This is a genomic window from Tropicibacter sp. S64 (assembly GCF_049803835.1).
Lineage (GTDB): Bacteria > Pseudomonadota > Alphaproteobacteria > Rhodobacterales > Rhodobacteraceae > Pacificoceanicola.
This window is the reverse complement of record NZ_JBNAGK010000001.1, coordinates 625879-644323: the sequence shown is the minus strand read 5'-3', so window position 1 is coordinate 644323 and position 18445 is coordinate 625879. Positions and strand designations below refer to the sequence as shown.

Below are 18445 nucleotides of genomic sequence, written 5' to 3'. Positions count from 1 at the left end.
CTGGATTCATGCGGCGGCACGTTAACCTTTGACTATTCAAACAGGAGAATTCAAATGCGCTTTCGGTCCATTCTCGCGGTTGCAGCCCTTGGCGCCGCCCCGGCGCTTGCCGACACCATCCTTGCCACGAACAACGGCATCGTCCGGGACAGCCTGTGCGTCGGTGGCGGCTGTACCAATCCGGAGAGCTACGATGCCGGAGAAGGTGTCTTCCGGTTGAAGGACGTCTATCCGCGGATCGAATTCATCGACACCTCCAACTCGACAGGCAGCTATCCCTACTACAACTGGCGGCTGCGCGCGAACGAGGACTACATCAATGGCCCCAACCTCTTTGCCATCGAAAACCTCTCGACGGGCGCCCGGCCGTTCACCATCCGGGGCGGTGCCGGGTCAAACAGCATCTTCGTCAACGACGACGGCGACATCGGCCTCGGCACCCTTTTGCCGCAGACCAAACTGCACCTCGTCGACACCGCGAGTCCGACTATCCGGTTTCAACAGACCTCCGCAGGCGGCCTGCCGGCGCAGACCTGGGACCTGCTGGCCAACCATGGCAACGTCTTCCTGCGCGACATCAACACCGATACGACGCCCTTTTCGGTGTTCAAGAACGCCCCAACCAACTCCCTGCGGATCACGCACGAAGGCAACATCGGCAACGGTACGTCCGGCGTCGATGCCTCGCTGCACATCCTGCGGGACAACGGCACGGCAAGCATCAAGATCGAAGAGACCAGCGCCACCACCGCCGCCCGCGAGATGATCGAGATGCGCAACAACGGCGGCAGCTATTTCACCATGACAAATACCGACACCGGCCGCTCTTGGTACTTCGTGCACGAGAACAACGCGCAGGGGCGGTTCTTCATCAACCATTCCGACGGCGGGTTGCAGCTGTCCCTCACCCGGATGGGCGATCTCGCGGTGCCTGGCACGATCACTGCCGGAGGCACACAGCTGAATGTGCCGGACTACGTCTTTGGCGAGGATTACGCGCTGCGGCCCCTGTCGGAGGTCAAGGCCTTCATCGACGCCAACAGCCATCTGCCCGAGGTGCCGTCGGCGGCGCAGATCAGGGCGGAGGGGCTCGACATGACCACCATGCAGCTGACACTCCTCAAGAAGGTGGAGGAACTGACGCTCTACACGCTGGAGCAGGAGACGCAGATCGCGGATCAGACCGCGGTGATCCACGACCAGACCGCCACCATCGCCAGTCTGTCGGAGCAACTCGCGCGCATCGAGGCGCGGCTGGCGGCGGTCGAGACCAGATGAACCACGCGCCGTCCCGTCATGTATTGAAGAAGGTAGACACGATGACGTTCGCTCGCGCCCTGATTGCCAGTTTGTCCGTTACCATTGCCCTCGCGCCCATGCCATCCTTGGCCCAGACGGTTCTGAGCGGGGACCACAGCGTCGATGGCAACCTCTGCGTCGGCACCGCCTGCACGGGTAGCGAGAGCTTTCTGGACGGCGTCGACCTGAAGATCAAGAATTCCAACCCGGTTCTGTTGTTCGAGGATACCTCGGACGGCATAGATTTTCCCACCCGGGACTGGGCGATCGAAACCAATGGGAGAACAAGTGGTTCGGACTCCTATTTCGCCGTTCGAGACGTGGACAGCGGCAATCAGATCTTCCGCATTCTGGAAACCGCGCCGGAGAACAGCCTGGTCGTCAATCGCATCGGCAGTGTCGGAGTTGGCACCTTGATACCACAGGCGACCCTGCACGTTGTGTCGGACACCCCTGCGATCCGGATTCAGCAGGGAAATGCTTATTTCTCCTGGGGGCTGAACGTCGACTCGCTCGGCTTCAAGCTGCAAGAGCATCCATCCATCCGGAGTCCGTTCATAGTGCGGTCCGGTGCGCCCAGCGCAGCGTTGGCAATAGGGGAAAGCGGCGATGTCGGCGTGGGAACATCCACCCCGGATGCCGCCTTGAATGTCGTTCGCCTGGACGACGCCCGTATTCACGTCAGGAACTCGACTACAACGCCCGCCGTCCGCGAGATGTTCAAGATGACGAACAATGGTGGGTCCTACTTCACGCTGGACAACACCAACGCCGGCACCACCTGGTTTTTCTCCCACGAACAGGCCTCCCCCAACCGCTTCATCATCACCGATGGCGTGGCAGACGGGCCAGAGATGACGTTGACGGCGGAGGGTCTGCTGACGGTACAGGGCGGGTTTACGGTCGGGGGCACACTGCTGAACGTGCCGGATTACGTCTTCGGCGAGAATTACGCCCTGCGGCCCCTGTCGGAGGTCAAAGACTTCATCGCCGCCAACAGCCACCTGCCCGAGGTGCCGTCGGCGGCGCAGATCAGGGCGGAGGGGCTCGACATGACCACCATGCAGTTGACACTCCTCAAGAAGGTCGAGGAACTGACGCTCTACACGCTGGAGCAGGAGGCCGAACTGAGCGCCCGCAAGGACGAGAACGCCGCACTCCGGGCGCGTCTCGCCGAGCAGGATGCCCGCCTCGACGCGCTGGAGGCGCTGATCAGGGCGCGGTAGGCGGGCGGCGTTCGATCACGCCGCTTCCGCCTTGCCGGGCGCGTTGATGCCGAGCAGGCGCACCAGCAGCGCGGTGCCCCGGCGGCGTCCGCCGTCGATCAGGCTGAACAGAGACGGCACGAACACGAGGCTCAGCATCGTCGACAGCAGCAGGCCGCCGATCACCGCGATGGCCATGGGCGAGCGGAACTCGCCGCCGGTGCCGAAGGCCAATGCCGAAGGCACCATGCCCGCCGTCATGGCAATCGTCGTCATGATGATCGGCCGGGCGCGCTTGTGGCAGGCATCCAGCATGGCCTCCGCCTTGCCGACCCCTTCCGCCATGGCGTCGAGGGCGAACTCCACCAGCATGATGGCGTTCTTCGTCACGATCCCCATGAGCATCAGGAAGCCGATGATCACAGACAGGCCGATGGCATTGTCCGTCAGGTACAGGGCAAAGATCGCCCCCCCGATGGCCAACGGCAGCGACAGCAGGATCGTCACCGGCGTCACGAAGCTCTCGAACAGCACGACAAGGACGACATAGACCAGCAGGATACCCGCCAACATGGCCAGCGCGAACTGCCCGAAGATATCCGCCATGACCTTGGCGTCGCCGGAGGCGGCTATTTCCGTGCCGTCCGGCATGTCCGTGGCGGCAGGGAGCGCATAGACCGCCTGTGTCGCCGGTCCAAGCACCGCGCCGGGGGCAAGGTTCGCGGACACGGTCGTGCTGAAGCGCCCGTCGACGCGGCTGATGGTGCTGGCCCCCGCCGAGAGCGAGAACTCGGCGACGGCTTCCAGAGGCACCTGACCGCCAAGGCTTGACGTCACGCGCAGCCCGCGCATCTGCGAAAGGTCGTCGCGGACCTCCTCCTTCATCCGCACCACGATGGGCACCTGCCGATCACCGGCGTTGAATTTGGCCACGTTCGCCCCGCTCTCGCCCAGGGTCGCGATACGGATGGTGGAGGCCAGGGCAGAGGCGCTGACACCCAGCTCCGCCGCCTGCTCGGGACGCGGGGTGATGCGGATCTCGGGCCGCACCAGCGCCGCGTCGGTCTGCGCGTCCACCAGGTCCGGCAGGGCGTTGATCTGCTTGGCCAGGGCACCCGCCGCCGCGGCCACGGACTCCTGGCTGTCGCCGAGGATGTTCAGCTGCACGTCCCGCTGCCCGGTCTCGGAGACGATCACCCTTGCGTCGGGCACATCGGCAATCGCCGCGGAAATATCGGCCTCGATCTCCCGGAACCCGCGGTCCCGCGAATCCTTCTGCCCGAAGTTTACCGTCACCCGCGCGTCAGTCTCGCTGGTCGCATTCACGTAGACGGAGGTCACCTCCGGCACGTCCTCCACCCGGCTGGTGATCGCCAGCGCCGTCTCGCGCATGTCGCCGATCTTCACGCCCGGAGGCAGTTCGACGGAGATGATGCTCCGACCCGTGTCGGAGGCCGGGACAAATTCCGACGGCAGCAGCGTCGCCGAATAGATCGACCCGGCAAAGATCCCCAGACCCGCGACAAGCGTGATGAGCCTGTGGTGCAGCGTCCAGTTGAGAAGCCGCATGTAGGCGCGCATCAGGAAGCCGTCTTTCTCCTCCTCCGCCGGGCCGCCATCCTTGAGGAAATAGGCCGCCAGCATCGGCGTGATCAGCCGCGCCACGAGGAGCGAAAACAGCACCGCGACGGCTACGGTCAGGCCGAATTGCTCGAAGAACTGACCGCCGATCCCGGACATGAAGCTGACCGGGGCAAAGACCGCAACGATGGTGAAGCTGATGGCGATCACCGTCATCCCGATCTCGTCCGCCGCCTCCTCGGACGCCTCATAGGCCGGTTTGCCCATGTGGATGTGCCGCACGATGTTCTCGATCTCGACGATGGCATCGTCGACGAGGATGCCGGTCACCAGCGTGATCCCGAGCAGCGAGACGGTGTTCAGCGAAAACCCCAGCATGTTCATCACGATGAAGGTCGGAATGATCGACAGCGGCAGGGCCAGCGCGGTAATCAGCGTCGCCCGCCAGTTGCGCAGGAACAGGAACACCACGAACACCGCGAGGAACGCGCCCTCGTACAGCGTGTCCATGGCCGCGTGGTAGCTGCCTTCGGTGTAGACCGTCGCATCGTCGATCAGGGTGAAGGTCACGTCCGGGTAGGCCTTCGCCAGGTCCGCGATCTTCTCCTTCGCCGCGTCGCCCGCGATCAGGTCGCTGGCGCCGCTGGCGCGGAACACACCGATGGAGACCACCGGGTTGCCGTCGAGCAGGGCAAAGCTCTTGGTCTCCTCCGAGCCGTCCTTGACCCGCCCGAGATCGGAAAGTTTCACCGTCGAGCCCGCCGGCGTCAGGATGGCCGTCTCCGCCAGGGCCTCCAGCGTATCCGCCGAGCCCAGCGCCCGGATGGCGTATTCCTGCCCCGCGAGCGAGCCGGAGCCACCGCCGAGGTTGACGTTCGCCGCGCGCACCTGGTCGTTCACGCTGGTCGCGGTCAGGCCGAGCGCCAGCAGGCGGTTCGGATCGAGTTCCACCTCGATGGCCCGGTCCGCGCCGCCCTTTCGGGACACCTCGCCCACGCCAGTCGCGGTGCCCACCTCGCGCGACACCACGTCGTCCACGAAGTAGCTCAGTTCCTCTATGCTGCGAGTCGGGTCCGAGACCGCGTAGGACAGGATTGGCTGGCCGATCACGTCCACCCGCGTCACCTGCGGCTCGTCGATGCCGTCCGGCAGGTCGCCGCGCACGCTGTCCACCGCGTCCTTGATGTCGGCGACCGCCGTTGCGATCTCGATCCCGAGGTCGAAGTTCACCGTGATCGACGCCAGAGAATCCGAGGCCGTGGCGTTGATCTCGTCCACGCCGTTGACGTCCCGGATCGAATCCTCGATCGGCTTGATGATCTGGTTGACGATCTCCGAGGGCGCCGCCCCCGGCTGGGTCACCGTCACAGACACCACCGGGATGTCGACGTTCGGCATGTCGGTCACCGGCAGGGACTTGAACCCGAACAGCCCCGCGACGCAGAGCACGAGGAAGAGCGCAACCGGCATGATCGGCGAGCGGATCGCCCAGGTCGACATGTTCATTGCGCGGCCTCCCCGGCTTTGGCAGTCTGGCCCTGCGCCGAGTCTGTCGGGAACACCGGCTCGACCTTGTCACCATCGGCGAAGAACGTCCCGGCGCGCAGCATCACGACATCCCCCTCGTCCAGTCCGCTCAGCACCTCGCGCCTTTCGCCGGTCAGCAGACCCGCCTGCACGGGCACCCGCGCGACAACTCCGTCATCGCCGATAAGCAGAACATAGGTCTCCGCACCGTCGCTCAGCACGGCGGAGGCCGGAACGGTCAGCCCGTCGTGCCGGTCCACGATGACGTCGCCGCTAGCAAAGGCACCGGAGGGGATCGCGCCCAGGTCCAGTACCTCGATCAGCACCTCGCCCAGCCGCGTTGCCCGGTCCACGGATGGCGAGATCAGGCGCACGCGCCCCTCCGCCGGGCCGACACCGGCAATCTGCAACTTGACCGGATCACCCACGGCAATCCGGCCCAGCGCGGTCTCGATCACCTCGGCTTCGACCTCGATCACACCATCGGCGGCCATGCGGTACAGCGGATCGCCCCCGGTCCCGGCAATCATGCCGATATTGCCACTCCGGGCGAGCACCAGCCCGTCCACCGGCGCGGTCACGGTCGCATTGTCGAGGTTCGACTGCGCGATATCCACCGCCGCCCGCGCCCGCTCCTCAGAGGCCTCCGCTGCCGCAAGCCCGTCCTGCGCCGATGCCGCCGCAGCCCGCGCCGCCTCCGCGCTGGCCTGTGCCGCGTCGAGATCGGCGTTGGCGAGGTTGCCGCGCTGCGAGAGCTGCTGCGCCCGCTTCAGCTTGGCCTCTTCGTTGACCAGCGTTGCGTTCGATGAATCGATCTGGCTCTGCGCCTGCCGGACGGAGGCCGCCGCGCTGCTCGCCTCGGCCTTCGCCTGAGCCAGCTGCTGTTCCAGCACCCGGGTCTCCATCCGCGCCAGAACATCGCCCGCCTTGACCACGTCACCGGCCTCGGCATCGAGGCTGACATAGGCGTAACCGCTGATGCGCGGGAAGATCAGCACCTCCTGCCGGGGCGTCGTGCTGCCCGAGACAGTCACCGCGTCGACCAGCTCGGCGGACACCGCCCGCGCGACCGTGACATGCGGCAGGGGCACTGCGTCCTCCTGGGCGACTGCGGGCACTGCAAGCGAGAAGATCAACGCGGCAAGCGCGGCAAGGCGGGTCTGGGTCATTGGGCGAGTCTCGGACTGGGAATGGCGGGTCTCGGGCTTAGATACGCTGCGCAGGCAGCGTTTCAACCATTTTGTTCAGTACAAAATGAACAATTGTGGCAGCAAAACCGCACAATGGCCGCCGGACCGGATCATTTCCGGGATTCGAGCCGGTCGACGCACTCCGCCGCCCAGGTGCTCAATGTCTGGTAAAACTCGGCAAAGGCCTGTACCCGCTCCCGCGCCGGTCCGTCGTCGAGCTCCGTCAAAGTCCCGCGCACTTCGGCGCAATTGCGCGCCAAAGTCGTATGCACATGGCGCATCAGGTTCACGTAAGGGCTGTCCGAAAGCTGGAAGAAATCCTGCCGCTCGCCGGGCACGCCGACCCGCCGGATCAGACCGCGCTCCTCCAGCGCCCGAGTCGCGGTGCTCACGCTGCCCCGGCTGACCTGCAACTCCTCCGCCAGCGCACCGAAAGACACCGGCCCGCCGTCGTGAATCAACAGCCCGAGCACCCGCCCCGCGATGCGCGGCAGCTTGTCGTTCTGCACGATCAACCCGACCTTCTCGATGAACTCTGCCCTGACCCGCGCCTGATCCGCCATGCCAATCCTCCGGTTTCCCGGCCCAATATGGCCCCGGAATCGCGGAAGTCACGGGTTTGTTCAATCCGTTCGGTCCAGGCTGAATCTTTTTCAGCCCATCATCGCGCGCCGCAGCAGGTTCAGCCCTGCCACCAGCAGCACCACGAGGGTCGCCTTGCGGAAGGCTTTCTGGTCAATCCGGTCCTGCACCATCCCGCCCAGCCACATGCCGATCACCGCAGGCGGCAGAAGCGCCAGAGACAGCCAGACCGTGCGCGTGTTCAGGATGCCGGAGCCGATATGCGCCACGAACAGCGCCACCGCACCAAGGCCGTAGATCACGCCCTGTACGCGCATCTGTTCGCGTTTTTCGGTGCCCAGCGCGGTCAGGTAGGCCACCGTCGGCGGCCCCCAGACCCCCGACACGCCGCCGATGAACCCCGCAAAGGCGCCGATGCCCATCTCCAGCCGCGGGTTCTCCGCCGCCAGTTTCGGCGTCCAGCCGGAGAGTTGCAGGATCACGAAACCCACCACCGGCACCCCGATCGCCAGCAGGAACACCCGCGTTGGCAGCACCGAGACCAGCATCGACGACGCCAGCAGGAACACCAGCCCGACCAGCAGGAACCGCCGGAAGCGTTTCACCGACTGCACCGCCGCCTTCGGGCCCTGCCGCAGCGCCTGCATGCCGTTGGTCACCACAGTCGGCAGGATCAGCCCGGCCAGCGCCAGCTGCGGCGGCAGGAAGGAGGAGAGGCCGGAGACGAGAATCATCGGCATGGCAAAACCGACCATGCCTTTGACAATGCCTGCAACAAAGGCGATGCCTATGGCCGCGAGCCACAGGCCGGGGGTGAGTTCCGGAAGAAGCGCGTTCATGCCACGCCCCATAACACGGCGGTTTCCGCTGCACCGCAAAAATCGCACGCGCAACTTTTGAACAATAAACCGCATTCATGGGTATTTTTGTTGCGCTGCAACTGCAAACTGGCTAAGCAACCCCGAACCGATAAAAGAGGACGTGATTCATGGCACATGATGGACAGACCCCGCCTCGGGCGGGCGCCCTTCTTCCCGACCTGCTGACCCTGACCGGCGCGGCAATTGCCCCGGTCGAACAGGTGTTCGAAAGCGCCCGCGCCCATGTGCGCGATCTGGTCAGCCTCGATGGCCGCGTCTCCGGCAGTCTGCTGGAGGCGAACCAGACCGTCGCCCACGGCCTCGCCTGGCTCGCCACCTACCTCGAAGCCCTGCGGCAAATGCAGAAATGGGCGGAGCGGCAGACCGCAAACGGCGCGTTTGGTGAAATCGAGCAATTGATCCTGCAGATCGGCTTTGGCGAATACCTCGCGCAGATCCGTGGCGGCATCCCGATGAACCAGGGCGAATTCATCCGCCTGCGCGATCTTGGCCTCACCGAGAGCGAAATTGCGGTGATGAACACCCCCGAAATCAGCACGCTGATGTATGAGGCGAACTCGATCCCGGCCCGCACCCGGCTCGTGGAGCTGATGGAAGAGCAATCCGCCGAGATCACCGTGGGCAAGACCGGCCTCGACGAAGAGCTGGAGATGATCCGCGAGCAATTCCGCCGCTATGCCGTGGAAAAGGTCGAGCCCTTCGCCCATGAATGGCACCTGAAGGACCAGCTGATCCCGATGGAGATCATCGAAGAGCTGTCCGAAATGGGTGTCTTTGGCCTGACCATCCCGGAGGAATATGGCGGCCTCGGCCTGTCGAAGGCCTCCATGTGCGTTGTCTCCGAGGAACTCTCGCGGGGTTACATCGGCGTCGGCTCACTCGGCACCCGCTCGGAGATCGCCGCCGAGCTGATCCTCGCGGGCGGTACGGAGGAGCAGAAACAGAAGTGGCTGCCTGCCTTCGCCTCCGGCGAGAAACTCCCGACCGCCGTGTTCACCGAACCGAACACCGGCTCCGACCTCGGCTCGCTGCGCACCCGCGCCGTCAAGGACGAGAACGGCGATTACACCATCACCGGCAACAAGACCTGGATCACCCACGCCGCCCGCGCCCATGTCATGACCCTTCTCGCCCGGACCGATCCGAACACCTCGGATTACAAGGGCCTCAGCATGTTCCTTGCGGAGAAGACCCCCGGGACGGATGAACACCCCTTTCCGACCGAAGGCATGACCGGCGGCGAGATCGAGGTGCTCGGCTATCGCGGCATGAAGGAGTACGAACTCGGCTTCGACGGCTTCCACGTCAAGGGCGAGAACCTGCTCGGCGGCGAGGAAGGCAAGGGCTTCAAGCAACTCATGGAGACCTTCGAATCCGCCCGCATCCAGACCGCCGCCCGCGCCATCGGCGTGGCGCAGGCCGCATTGGACGTCGGCATGAAGTACGCGCAGGACCGCAAGCAGTTCGGCAAATCGCTGATCGCTTTCCCGCGTGTGTCGGGCAAGCTCGCCATGATGGCGGTGGAGATCATGATCGCCCGCCAGCTGACCTATTTCTCCGCCTGGGAGAAGGACCACGGCGTGCGCTGCGACCTCGAAGCGGGTATGGCCAAGCTGCTCGGCGCCCGCGTCGCCTGGGCGGCGGCGGACAACGCGCTGCAGATCCACGGCGGTAACGGCTTTGCGCTGGAATACACCGTGAGCCGCATCCTCTGCGACGCCCGCATCCTCAACATCTTCGAGGGTGCAGGCGAGATCCAGGCGCAGGTCATCGCACGCAGGCTCCTTGGCTGAACCGGGCGGAAACCGTCCAATGGACGGTTTCCCTCGCCTGCACGGTGCGACTCAGGCGCAGATGATTGCAAGACGCTTGCTCGGCTGACGGCATCGCACAACCTGAACTTGTCTTTGACACCTTCTCTTATGGCCCTTTATGCTCTAGACCATAATTTATGGCAGGCAGCATAAAGGGCCATATCCCATGATCCCGCCGCTTTTCTTCCCGCGCAAACCCTTTACCCACGATACCTACACCGAAATGGCCAGCGGTTTTGCCCCGCACCGCAGCCTCTTCGGCCCGCGCCGCATCGGCAAGACCTGGTGGCTGCTGCACGATCTCGGCCCCAAGGCCATCGACTATGGCCACCGCACCGTCTACGTCGACTTCTGGGAACGCGGCCCCGCCCCGCTCGCCCTGCTGCTCTACGAACTGGACAAGGCATTGCAGCGCAAGTCAGCCGTCGGCACGGTGCTCTCGCGCGCCGGTCAACTGGCCCCGCGCGTCAAACTCTCTGCCCTCGGGCAGGAGGTCGAGATCGACCTGACGCAAAAGCCCAAGGCTCTGCCGGAGGATCAGGTTCTCCTGCTCGACCAATACCTGAATGCGCTTGCCTCCGGCCCGCGTCCCGCCTTCCTCTTCTTCGACGAATTTCAGGAGATCGGAAAATCGAAGGGTGGCCCTGCCCTCTTCGCCGCGCTCCGGGCCTCGATGAACCGCTACGGCGCGGGCCTCGCCGTGGTCTTCACCGGCTCTTCGCCCGACGCGCTAAAACGGGTGTTCTCCAGCCGCAAGGCGCCGTTCTACCGTTTCGCCTCGCCGCTCACCCTGCCCGATCTGGGCGAGGATTTCCTGCGCCACCAACTTGGCTTCTACCCGAAACAGGCCCCGACGATCACCCTTGATGATGCGCGCATGGTCTTCCGCCACTTTGGCGACAACCCCGAATATTTCCAGCGCTGGATGCGGATGCGGGCAGTCACCCCCGACCTGCCGCATGCGGATGTGATCCGGCTGATCGAAGCGGACCTGCACGAGGAACTCGACTTCGAACAAACCTGGCTCGACCTCAACGACACCGACCGCCTCGTGTTGCGCCTGATCGCCGAAGGGCTGGACGAGATCTACAGCGAGGCTGCCGCATCGCGCATGACCGCGCTGGGCGCGTCCACCGTGCCCGGCTCTTCCAGCCTGCAAACCGCGCTCAACAAGCTCTCCGGACGCAACCTTGCCCTCGCCTGGGAGCAGGACCGCGACATCGCCGATCCCGTCTTCCGCGACTGGATTCTGGCCCGGCCGGAGGCGGACTTCGCCCGCTGATATGGTCGATTATGGCGCAAACCATAATCATCACTTCCCGAGGATCACCGCCTCCAGTGCCGCCAGCCGCGCTTCCATCTCGGCGTTTTTCGCCTCCAGCGCCGCGTTCAGCGCACTCAACTGCCCGATATAGAGATGCGCCTTTTCCAGCTCATTGAGCATCCCGCCGGTCATCTGCGTGATGTTGAAAGGCCCGTCCTCCGGCGTCGGCCCGACATTCGGCAGGTGCTTCAACGCCCGCATCATCTCGCCCTGCTCGGCAATCGTCGGCAACGGGTAATCCTCGTCGAACACCCGGTCACAACCTGCGGCGCAGGACCCGACCGTGAACAATTGCCCCTCCAGCGTCATATCCCCTGCCGGGGTCAGCGCCATCTGCCGCCCGCCGTCCGAATGGTTGATGAAGAACCGCCCCGAGGCGTTGTTCTCATGCACGAAGTACCAATCCTTGTTGCTCTGAGAATTGGCCAGCGTGAAGTAGCTCCCGCCAAAATTGACCATCCGGAACATCTCGCGCGGCGCTTGGCCGCTGTCCGCGGTGTTCTCGACGGTGATACCGGCAGTGCCGTCGGTGCGCAGCACATGCAGCGGCGTCGCCGGGGAAGTCGTCCCGATCCCGACAGACCCGTTGGCTGCCAACGAAAATGAATTGCTCGGTGCGTCGACCCGGATGCGGAACGGGTTTTTCCCCTGTGTAACGTTTTGGACCAGAAACTCCGTACCCGCGACCCGGAGGTCGATGGCACGGTCTGTCGAGGCGTTGCCCATGCTCGTCTGCAGGCGCAGAGCCGCGTTGAATCCGGTCTGGTCCATCACATGAAGCGCAGTCTGTGGAAAAATCGTTCCAAACCCGAGGTTCCCGCTGGCAGCGATATAGAATGCGGAATCCGGGGTGCCGCCGGCGATCTGGAAAGGCGTCCTGTTCGCCGTATCGTCCTTTATGACGAACTCTTCCAATGCCGAAACATTGGTCCGGATGGACCAGTCCCGGTCCGGCAAGGACGCGGTCGACGTGTCATTCAGGAAAATCTTGATACCCGTAGCCTTGAGTGTCAGCGTATCGCCGCCGTAGTTCTCGCTGCCATCGCAACTGGTCCCGACGCACAATTCGTCACTGATGTAGGAGTCATCCACGGACAATTCCTTGACCTGAGCCGCAGCAGGCAACGCCTGCAAAGCCAGAATCAGACTTCCAACCGCTCCGGGCAACAAGACCCGGAATCCCTCGCTTTTCTTATGCATCTTCCGAAATCCTCCACTCAAATATGTCCATGGCGCAGTCGCCCGGACGGGTGACAAGAAATCATGCCACACATTCCGGTTTCGACCACAAAATTCGTTAACGCTCCTCCCCGCCACCCTTGATCCATCTCAAGGCCGCCCCGCCGCTTCCGTGATCAGGAAGGCGTGAAACACATCACAGGAGCGCAATATGTCCTACAAGGAAAAATTCGGCGAAACCCGCAACAACCTCCGCAACCTGCGCAAGGCGATCCCGGACACCTTCGGCGGATTTGTCGCCATGGAGCAGGCCGCCAGTCCCGACGGGGCGTTGTCGCACAAGCAAAAGGAGTTGATCGCGCTGGCCATCGCCGTAGCCCTGCGCTGCGAAGACTGCATCACAAGCCATGTGCAAGCCTGCATCAAGGCGGGCAGCACGCGCGACGAAGTGGCCGAGGCGCTGGGAACCGCCATACAGATGTCCGGCGGGCCGGGTCTGATGTATGCGGGCAAGGCATTGGCCGCCTTCGACGAATTCTCGGAAAATGCCTGATGCGTAAAGGGTTACGGGCCAATGACCCTGCGACAGTCTGGCACGACGGACCTGCTCGCACCAAAGGTATAACGTATATCGAATACGTTATATAAGGAGACACCTCGATGAAAACCCTCGCTCTTGCCGCCTTTCTCGCCGCTACGCCCGTGCTTGCCTTGGCGCAGGGCGTGCCCGGACTGCACTTCGTGGAAAACTGGGACCTGAACGGCGATGGTGCCGTGTCGGTTGAAGAGGCGACGGAGCGCCGCGGCGACGTCTTCCTGACCTTTGACGCCAACGAGGATGGCTTCCTTGACGCAGAGGAATACACCCTCTTCGACGAGGCGCGGGCGAATGACATGGCCGGTCAAAGCGGCCACGGTCAGGGCAACATGCAAAATGCCGCCGAGGGCATGGAAATGGCGCTCAACGATCTGGACAAGGACGGGACGGTGAGCCGCGACGAATTCGTCTCCCAAGCGGCTGTCTGGATCGGAACCATGGACCTGAACGGCGACGGCGTCATCACCACCGAGGACTTCGCCATGCGGCGCGGTGGCGGCATGGGCATGGGTCAGGGCAAGAAGCAGAGCAACTGAGCCCGCTCCGAAGCCGGAAACAAGACGGGCGCGCTGGTCCACAACGCGCCCGTTTCACATCAGAACCGGCAACTCTCAGCCGCGCAGCGTGCCGCCCGTGGCCTTCGAGACCTTCTCGACGATCTTCGCGCCAACCGCCTCGATGTCCTTTTCGTTCAAGGTCTTGTCGGTTGGCTGCAGGCGTACGGTGATGGCCAGCGACTTCTTGCCCTCGCCCAAGCTGCCGCCCACGAATTCGTCGAACACACGAACGCTCTCGATCAGCCCTTTGTCCGCCCCTGCCGCCGCATTCACAAGGTCCAGCGCCTGAACCGAAGTGCCCACAACGAAAGCGAAATCCCTTTCCACCGGCTGCAGGTCGCTGATCACCAGCGCCCCGCGCGTCGCGCCGGTCCTGCGCGGCAGCGGGATCTCCGCCGGGAACAGGACAAAACCCACGGCAGGCCCTTTCACGTCCAGTTCATTCAGCACCTTGGGGTGGATTTCCCCATAGATTCCCAGCACTTTCTTTGGCCCGAGGCACATCACCCCGTGCCGCCCCGGGTGCCACCACGCCGGGCCGTTGCGCATCACCTGCATCTTCGCCGGCGCACCCATGGCCGACAGCACCGCCTCCGCATCCGCCTTTGCATCGAAGAGATCGACTGGCCGCGACGCGCCATGCACGTCCTTCGGACCCGTGTTTCCAACAAGGAGTCCAGCCACTTGCAGCGCCTGCTCCCCGGGTTCCCCGCCGGAAAACGCTGCACCGACTTCGAACAGCGCGAGGTCATGGAAGCCCCGTGCCTGGTTCCTTGCAGCCGCCTGCAACAGCCCCGGCAGCAGCGACGGGCGCAGATGGCTCATCTCGCTGCTGATCGGGTTGGCCAGCATCGCCGCATCCTCGCCACCGCCGAACAGCGTGGCGGCTGCCCGGTCGATGAACGAATAGGTCACGCATTCGTTGTATCCCAGAGCGGCACTGGTCCGCCGCGCCACTTGTTCGCGCTTCTGAAGCGGCGACAGGATCGGGCGCGGCACGCCGGAAGTCACGCGCGGCAAGGGCTTGCCCTTCAGCTTCGTCAGCGACGCGATCCGCGCCACCTCCTCCACAAGGTCCGCCTCACCCATCACGTCCGGGCGCCAGCTCGGCACATGCGCCATGGTGCCATCCATGCGGAAACCCAGCGCGGTCAGCGTCTGTCGCTGCTCGCTCTCGGGAATTTCCATCCCCACGAGGGAGATAACCCGCTTGGCATCAAGCCGATAGGCGCGGCTCACGTCCGGCACCTGCCCCGCGACGACAGCCTCCGACGGCTCCCCGCCGCACAGATCGAGGATCATCCGCGTCGCATCGTCCAGCGCCTGGCAGTTGTAGGCCGGGTCGATCCCACGCTCGTTGCGATACCGCGCATCGGAGTTGATCTTGAGCGCCCGCCCCGTCGTTGCAATCTGGATGTTGTCCCAGAATGCCGCCTCAAGGAACACGTCAACCGTGTCCTCGGTGCAGCCGGTCTCAAGCCCGCCCATGATTCCGCCAATGGATTCAATACCCTTGTCGTCGGAAATCACCACCTGCCCGGCGCTGAAGGTGTAGGTCTTCTCATCGAGACCAACCAGTGTCTCGCCATCCGCGGCCCGGTGGATGCGCAGGCCACCCTGCACTTTCTGCGCATCGAACACATGCAACGGGCGGTTGCGGTCGTAGGTGAAGAAGTTCGTCACGTCGACCAGCTTGGAAATCGGACGAAGGCCGATCGCCCGCAGCCGATCCTGCAGCCACTTCGGGCTCGGACCGTTCTGCACACCCCGGATCAGCCGCCCGGCAAAGACATGACAGCCGCCCTCGCCCGCCGTATCCGCGTCGATCGTGACGCTGACCGGACAGGGAAACGCGCCGGAAATCGCCTCGACCTTCAAGGGCTTGAGCGTGCCGAGCCCGCGCGCCGCCAGATCCCGCGCCACGCCATGCACACCGAGCGCATCGGGCCGGTTCGGCGTGATGGCGATCTCGATCACCGGATCGACCTTCGCCGGGTCGTGCGCTGCCAGCCAGTCGATGAACCGCTCGCCCACCTCGCCGGAGGGCAATTCGATGATGCCGGTATGCTCATCGGACAGTTCAAGCTCGCGCTCGGACGCCATCATCCCGTGCGACTCCACGCCTCGGATGTTGCCCACGGACAGCGTCACGTCGATGCCGGGCACGTAGTCCCCGGGCTTGGCCAGCACAACCGTGATCCCGGCCCGCGCGTTCGGCGCACCGCAGACGATCTGCTTCTCGCCCTCGTCGGTCATCACGCGGCAAACGCGCAGCCGGTCCGCATCCGGATGCTGCTCCGCATGGACAACCTTGGCCAGCGTGAAGGCCTTCAGCTTTTCCCCCGGATTTTCAACACCTTCGACCTCAAGGCCAAGGTCGGTCAGCGCCTCGGCGATGGCGTCGACCGAGGCGGTGGTGTCGAGGTGCTCTTTCAGCCAGGACAGGGTGAACTTCATGCCAAAAATCCCGAGGTTCGTATGGTTTGGCGCAGTCCATACCGGAACCGCGACCCAAGGAAAAGACCAAGCCACGCCTGCAAGGGTTGGAAAACGCGGGGCCTGCCCGTAGGCTTGACGCAGGGGAAACACAGGGGGCGCGGAGACCATGGCAAGACCGATCACATCCATCACCATCGTCGGCGGCGGCACGGCAGGCTGGCTCGCCGCCACGCTCCTGCGCAGCAAGGTCGGCAGCCGGGTGAAGATCACGCTGATCGAAAGCCCCAATGTGCCCACCGTCGGCGTGGGCGAGGCGACGGTGCCGCACATGCCGGTGACGGTCCGGGACATGGGCATCGACGAGCAGGAATTCTTCCGCCGCTGCAACGCCTCCTTCAAGATGGGCGTGATGTTCCGGGGCTGGAACGTCGACCACAAGGGCCGCCCCATCGACTACATGAACCCCTTCGCCACCGCGCCGCAGTTGAACGGCCTCGACATCGGCTACCACTTCCGGGCCTATGGCGCGGGCAAACGGGATTACATCCAGTCCTTCTCGCCTCTTATCGACCTCCTGGACGCCTGCAAATGCCCCATCGCCTTCAACGGCAAGGACGATCCCATGCCGAAGGCGGGCTACGCCTACCACCTCGACGCGGGCAAGTTCGCCGGGCTTCTGGCCGAAACCGGGCGGGCGCGGGGCGTGGAGCACATCCTCGCCGATGTCGATGACGTCGAACTGGACGAGCGCGGGTTTGTCGCGGCGCTGCACCTGCACGACCACGGACGGCATCCCGTCGACCTCGTGATCGACTGCACCGGCTTCAAGGGGCTGGTCATCCGGGGGGCGCTCGGTGAGCCGTTCGAGGACTACTCCGACTACCTCGCCAACGACCGCGCCATGGCCCTGCCGATCCCCCATCAGGACCCGATGAAACTCCCCGCCGCCACCTCTTCCACCGCCCTCGGCGCGGGCTGGGTCTGGAACGTGCCGCTGTTCAACCGCGTCGGCACCGGCTACGTCTTCTCCTCCGCCCACCGCACCGACGATCAGGCCCGCGACGAATTCCTCGCCCACCTTGGTCCCCGTGCGCCGGAGGATGCAGAACCCCGCGTCATCCCGATCCGCGTCGGTCGCTCCCGCCGCGCCTGGGTGAAGAACTGCATCGCGCTCGGCCTGTCCGGCGGGTTCATCGAACCGCTGGAATCCACCGCCATCCACATGATCGACATGGGCCTGCGCTGGCTCCTGAGTTACTTCCCCGACAGCGACTACGACGAGGCCACGATCCGCCGCTATAACGCCGTCTCGGACAGCATGTTCAACGAGGTGCGCGATTTCATCTGCCTGCATTACCTGATGGGCAATCGCACGGACGATCCCTACTGGATCGACGCCCGAACCCAACTCAAGGTGCCGGACCGCCTCGCGGAAAACCTCGACATCTGGAAACGCCGCTTGCCCGGACCGCTGGACCTGCAAACCGTGCACCTCTTCGGGCACCAGACCTTTACCGCCGTCCTGCTCGGCAAGCGCGTCTACGAACAGGGCTTCGGTGCGCCGGAATTCTTCCCGCCGCAGGGCCTGTCCGAAAAGCCGTGGAAAGAGTTCCTCAAGCAAACCGCCGCCCGCAACCTCGCCACGGTCAAACACAAGGCCGACCACCGCATGATGCTCCTCGCCCTGCGCGGCGAGCTCAAACCCGGGCAGAAGGCCGCGACGTTGCCGGGGGTTGCTCCTGGCAAAGAAGACATGGCAGGCGAGCCGATGCTGTTCTGAGCCTCACGGTTCATACCGCTGCGCCAGATCGTCCGCATCGCCCATCGCCGCAAGCTTGACCTCCCGGATCAGCTTGAGCGTCGGCTTCATGGCAAAGAAGAACGAACCAATGACAAACAGCCAAATCGCCGGTGTCTCGTAGACAGGCCAGAAGAACAGGATGGAGCCAATCAGGAAACAGAACGCGGCAAGGAAATCCACGATGGTGTGCGCAATCTCGAATGCCGCGAAGAGTCGCCGTGTCTCTGTGGTCTTCTGACGATTCTCATGGCTGAACAACGACATCGGCGATCCTCCTGCACGTCTGCCGCAAAGCTAGCCCGCCTGGAGTAGAGGACAACGCCTGGCTTCTTTGGTCTTCAAATACCTGAACAACGGGGGCAAAGCCCCCGTCCAAAATTCTTCCAAAGAATTTTGACGCGCCGCCGCAGGCGGCGCGCCGGGCGGCCGGCGCCACCACCGCCAAAAACCACGGCTGGTGGGAGCGCG

General features: G+C 64.2%; 14 protein-coding genes. 7 read left to right on the top strand and 7 right to left on the bottom strand.

The window, feature by feature from the left end; translation table 11 throughout:
• Positions 1 to 54 precede the first annotated feature (54 nt).
• Complete coding sequence (locus tag ACP159_RS03060) at positions 55 to 1278, top strand: hypothetical protein (RefSeq protein ID WP_425098150.1); 1224 nt, start codon at positions 55 to 57, stop codon at positions 1276 to 1278.
• Positions 1279 to 1319: 41 nt separating this feature from the next.
• Entirely contained in the window at positions 1320 to 2525 is a 1206-nt protein-coding gene (locus tag ACP159_RS03055) for a hypothetical protein (RefSeq protein ID WP_425098149.1), read from the top strand.
• 15 nt (positions 2526 to 2540) lie between these two features.
• Here the strand turns inward: ACP159_RS03055 and ACP159_RS03050 are convergent, their stop codons facing one another.
• From ACP159_RS03050 to ACP159_RS03035, 4 genes are all read right to left on the bottom strand, one after another.
• Positions 2541 to 5591 (bottom strand): efflux RND transporter permease subunit, encoded by a 3051-nt coding sequence (locus tag ACP159_RS03050; RefSeq protein WP_425098148.1) that lies wholly within the window; start codon positions 5589 to 5591, stop codon positions 2541 to 2543.
• Positions 5588 to 6781, bottom strand: coding sequence for an efflux RND transporter periplasmic adaptor subunit (locus ACP159_RS03045; protein WP_425098147.1), 1194 nt, complete (start codon positions 6779 to 6781; stop codon positions 5588 to 5590). Before ACP159_RS03045 ends, ACP159_RS03050 begins: the two co-directional genes overlap by 4 nt.
• Before the next feature lie 131 nt (positions 6782 to 6912).
• The gene (locus tag ACP159_RS03040; protein ID WP_425098146.1) at positions 6913 to 7365 is read right to left on the bottom strand and encodes a GbsR/MarR family transcriptional regulator; all 453 of its coding nucleotides are present in this window, start codon (positions 7363 to 7365) and stop codon (positions 6913 to 6915) included.
• A 90-nt stretch (positions 7366 to 7455) separates the two neighbouring features.
• Entirely contained in the window at positions 7456 to 8223 is a 768-nt protein-coding gene (locus tag ACP159_RS03035) for a sulfite exporter TauE/SafE family protein (RefSeq protein WP_425098145.1), read from the bottom strand.
• A 149-nt stretch (positions 8224 to 8372) separates the two neighbouring features.
• On the opposite strand from ACP159_RS03035, the gene ACP159_RS03030 reads away from it, so the two are divergent.
• Together ACP159_RS03030 and ACP159_RS03025 are read left to right on the top strand one after the other, a co-directional pair.
• Positions 8373 to 10058: an acyl-CoA dehydrogenase family protein gene (locus ACP159_RS03030; RefSeq protein WP_425098144.1), complete on the top strand. Its 1686-nt coding sequence runs from the start codon at positions 8373 to 8375 to the stop codon at positions 10056 to 10058.
• Positions 10059 to 10245: 187 nt separating this feature from the next.
• A complete protein-coding gene (locus tag ACP159_RS03025) occupies positions 10246 to 11361 on the top strand; it encodes an AAA family ATPase (RefSeq protein ID WP_425098143.1) in 1116 nt (371 codons plus the stop codon).
• A gap of 30 nt (positions 11362 to 11391) precedes the next feature.
• On the opposite strand, the gene ACP159_RS03020 is transcribed toward ACP159_RS03025, so the two are convergent.
• The gene (locus ACP159_RS03020) at positions 11392 to 12495 is read right to left on the bottom strand and encodes a hypothetical protein (protein ID WP_425098142.1); all 1104 of its coding nucleotides are present in this window, start codon (positions 12493 to 12495) and stop codon (positions 11392 to 11394) included.
• Positions 12496 to 12793: 298 nt separating this feature from the next.
• Between ACP159_RS03020 and ACP159_RS03015 the strand changes: the two genes are divergently transcribed.
• Together ACP159_RS03015 and ACP159_RS03010 are read left to right on the top strand one after the other, a co-directional pair.
• The gene (locus ACP159_RS03015; RefSeq protein WP_425098140.1) at positions 12794 to 13135 is read left to right on the top strand and encodes a carboxymuconolactone decarboxylase family protein; all 342 of its coding nucleotides are present in this window, start codon (positions 12794 to 12796) and stop codon (positions 13133 to 13135) included.
• A 107-nt stretch (positions 13136 to 13242) separates the two neighbouring features.
• Complete coding sequence (locus ACP159_RS03010; RefSeq protein ID WP_425098139.1) at positions 13243 to 13716, top strand: EF-hand domain-containing protein; 474 nt, start codon at positions 13243 to 13245, stop codon at positions 13714 to 13716.
• A 75-nt stretch (positions 13717 to 13791) separates the two neighbouring features.
• Here the strand turns inward: ACP159_RS03010 and pheT are convergent, their stop codons facing one another.
• Entirely contained in the window at positions 13792 to 16194 is a 2403-nt protein-coding gene (pheT, locus tag ACP159_RS03005; RefSeq protein WP_425098138.1) for a phenylalanine--tRNA ligase subunit beta, read from the bottom strand.
• A gap of 148 nt (positions 16195 to 16342) precedes the next feature.
• On the opposite strand from pheT, the gene ACP159_RS03000 reads away from it, so the two are divergent.
• Entirely contained in the window at positions 16343 to 17956 is a 1614-nt protein-coding gene (locus ACP159_RS03000; RefSeq protein WP_425098136.1) for a tryptophan halogenase family protein, read from the top strand.
• Between the two features lie 3 nt (positions 17957 to 17959).
• On the opposite strand, the gene ACP159_RS02995 is transcribed toward ACP159_RS03000, so the two are convergent.
• Positions 17960 to 18241 (bottom strand): YrhK family protein, encoded by a 282-nt coding sequence (locus ACP159_RS02995; protein ID WP_425098135.1) that lies wholly within the window; start codon positions 18239 to 18241, stop codon positions 17960 to 17962.
• Positions 18242 to 18445: the final 204 nt, after the last annotated feature.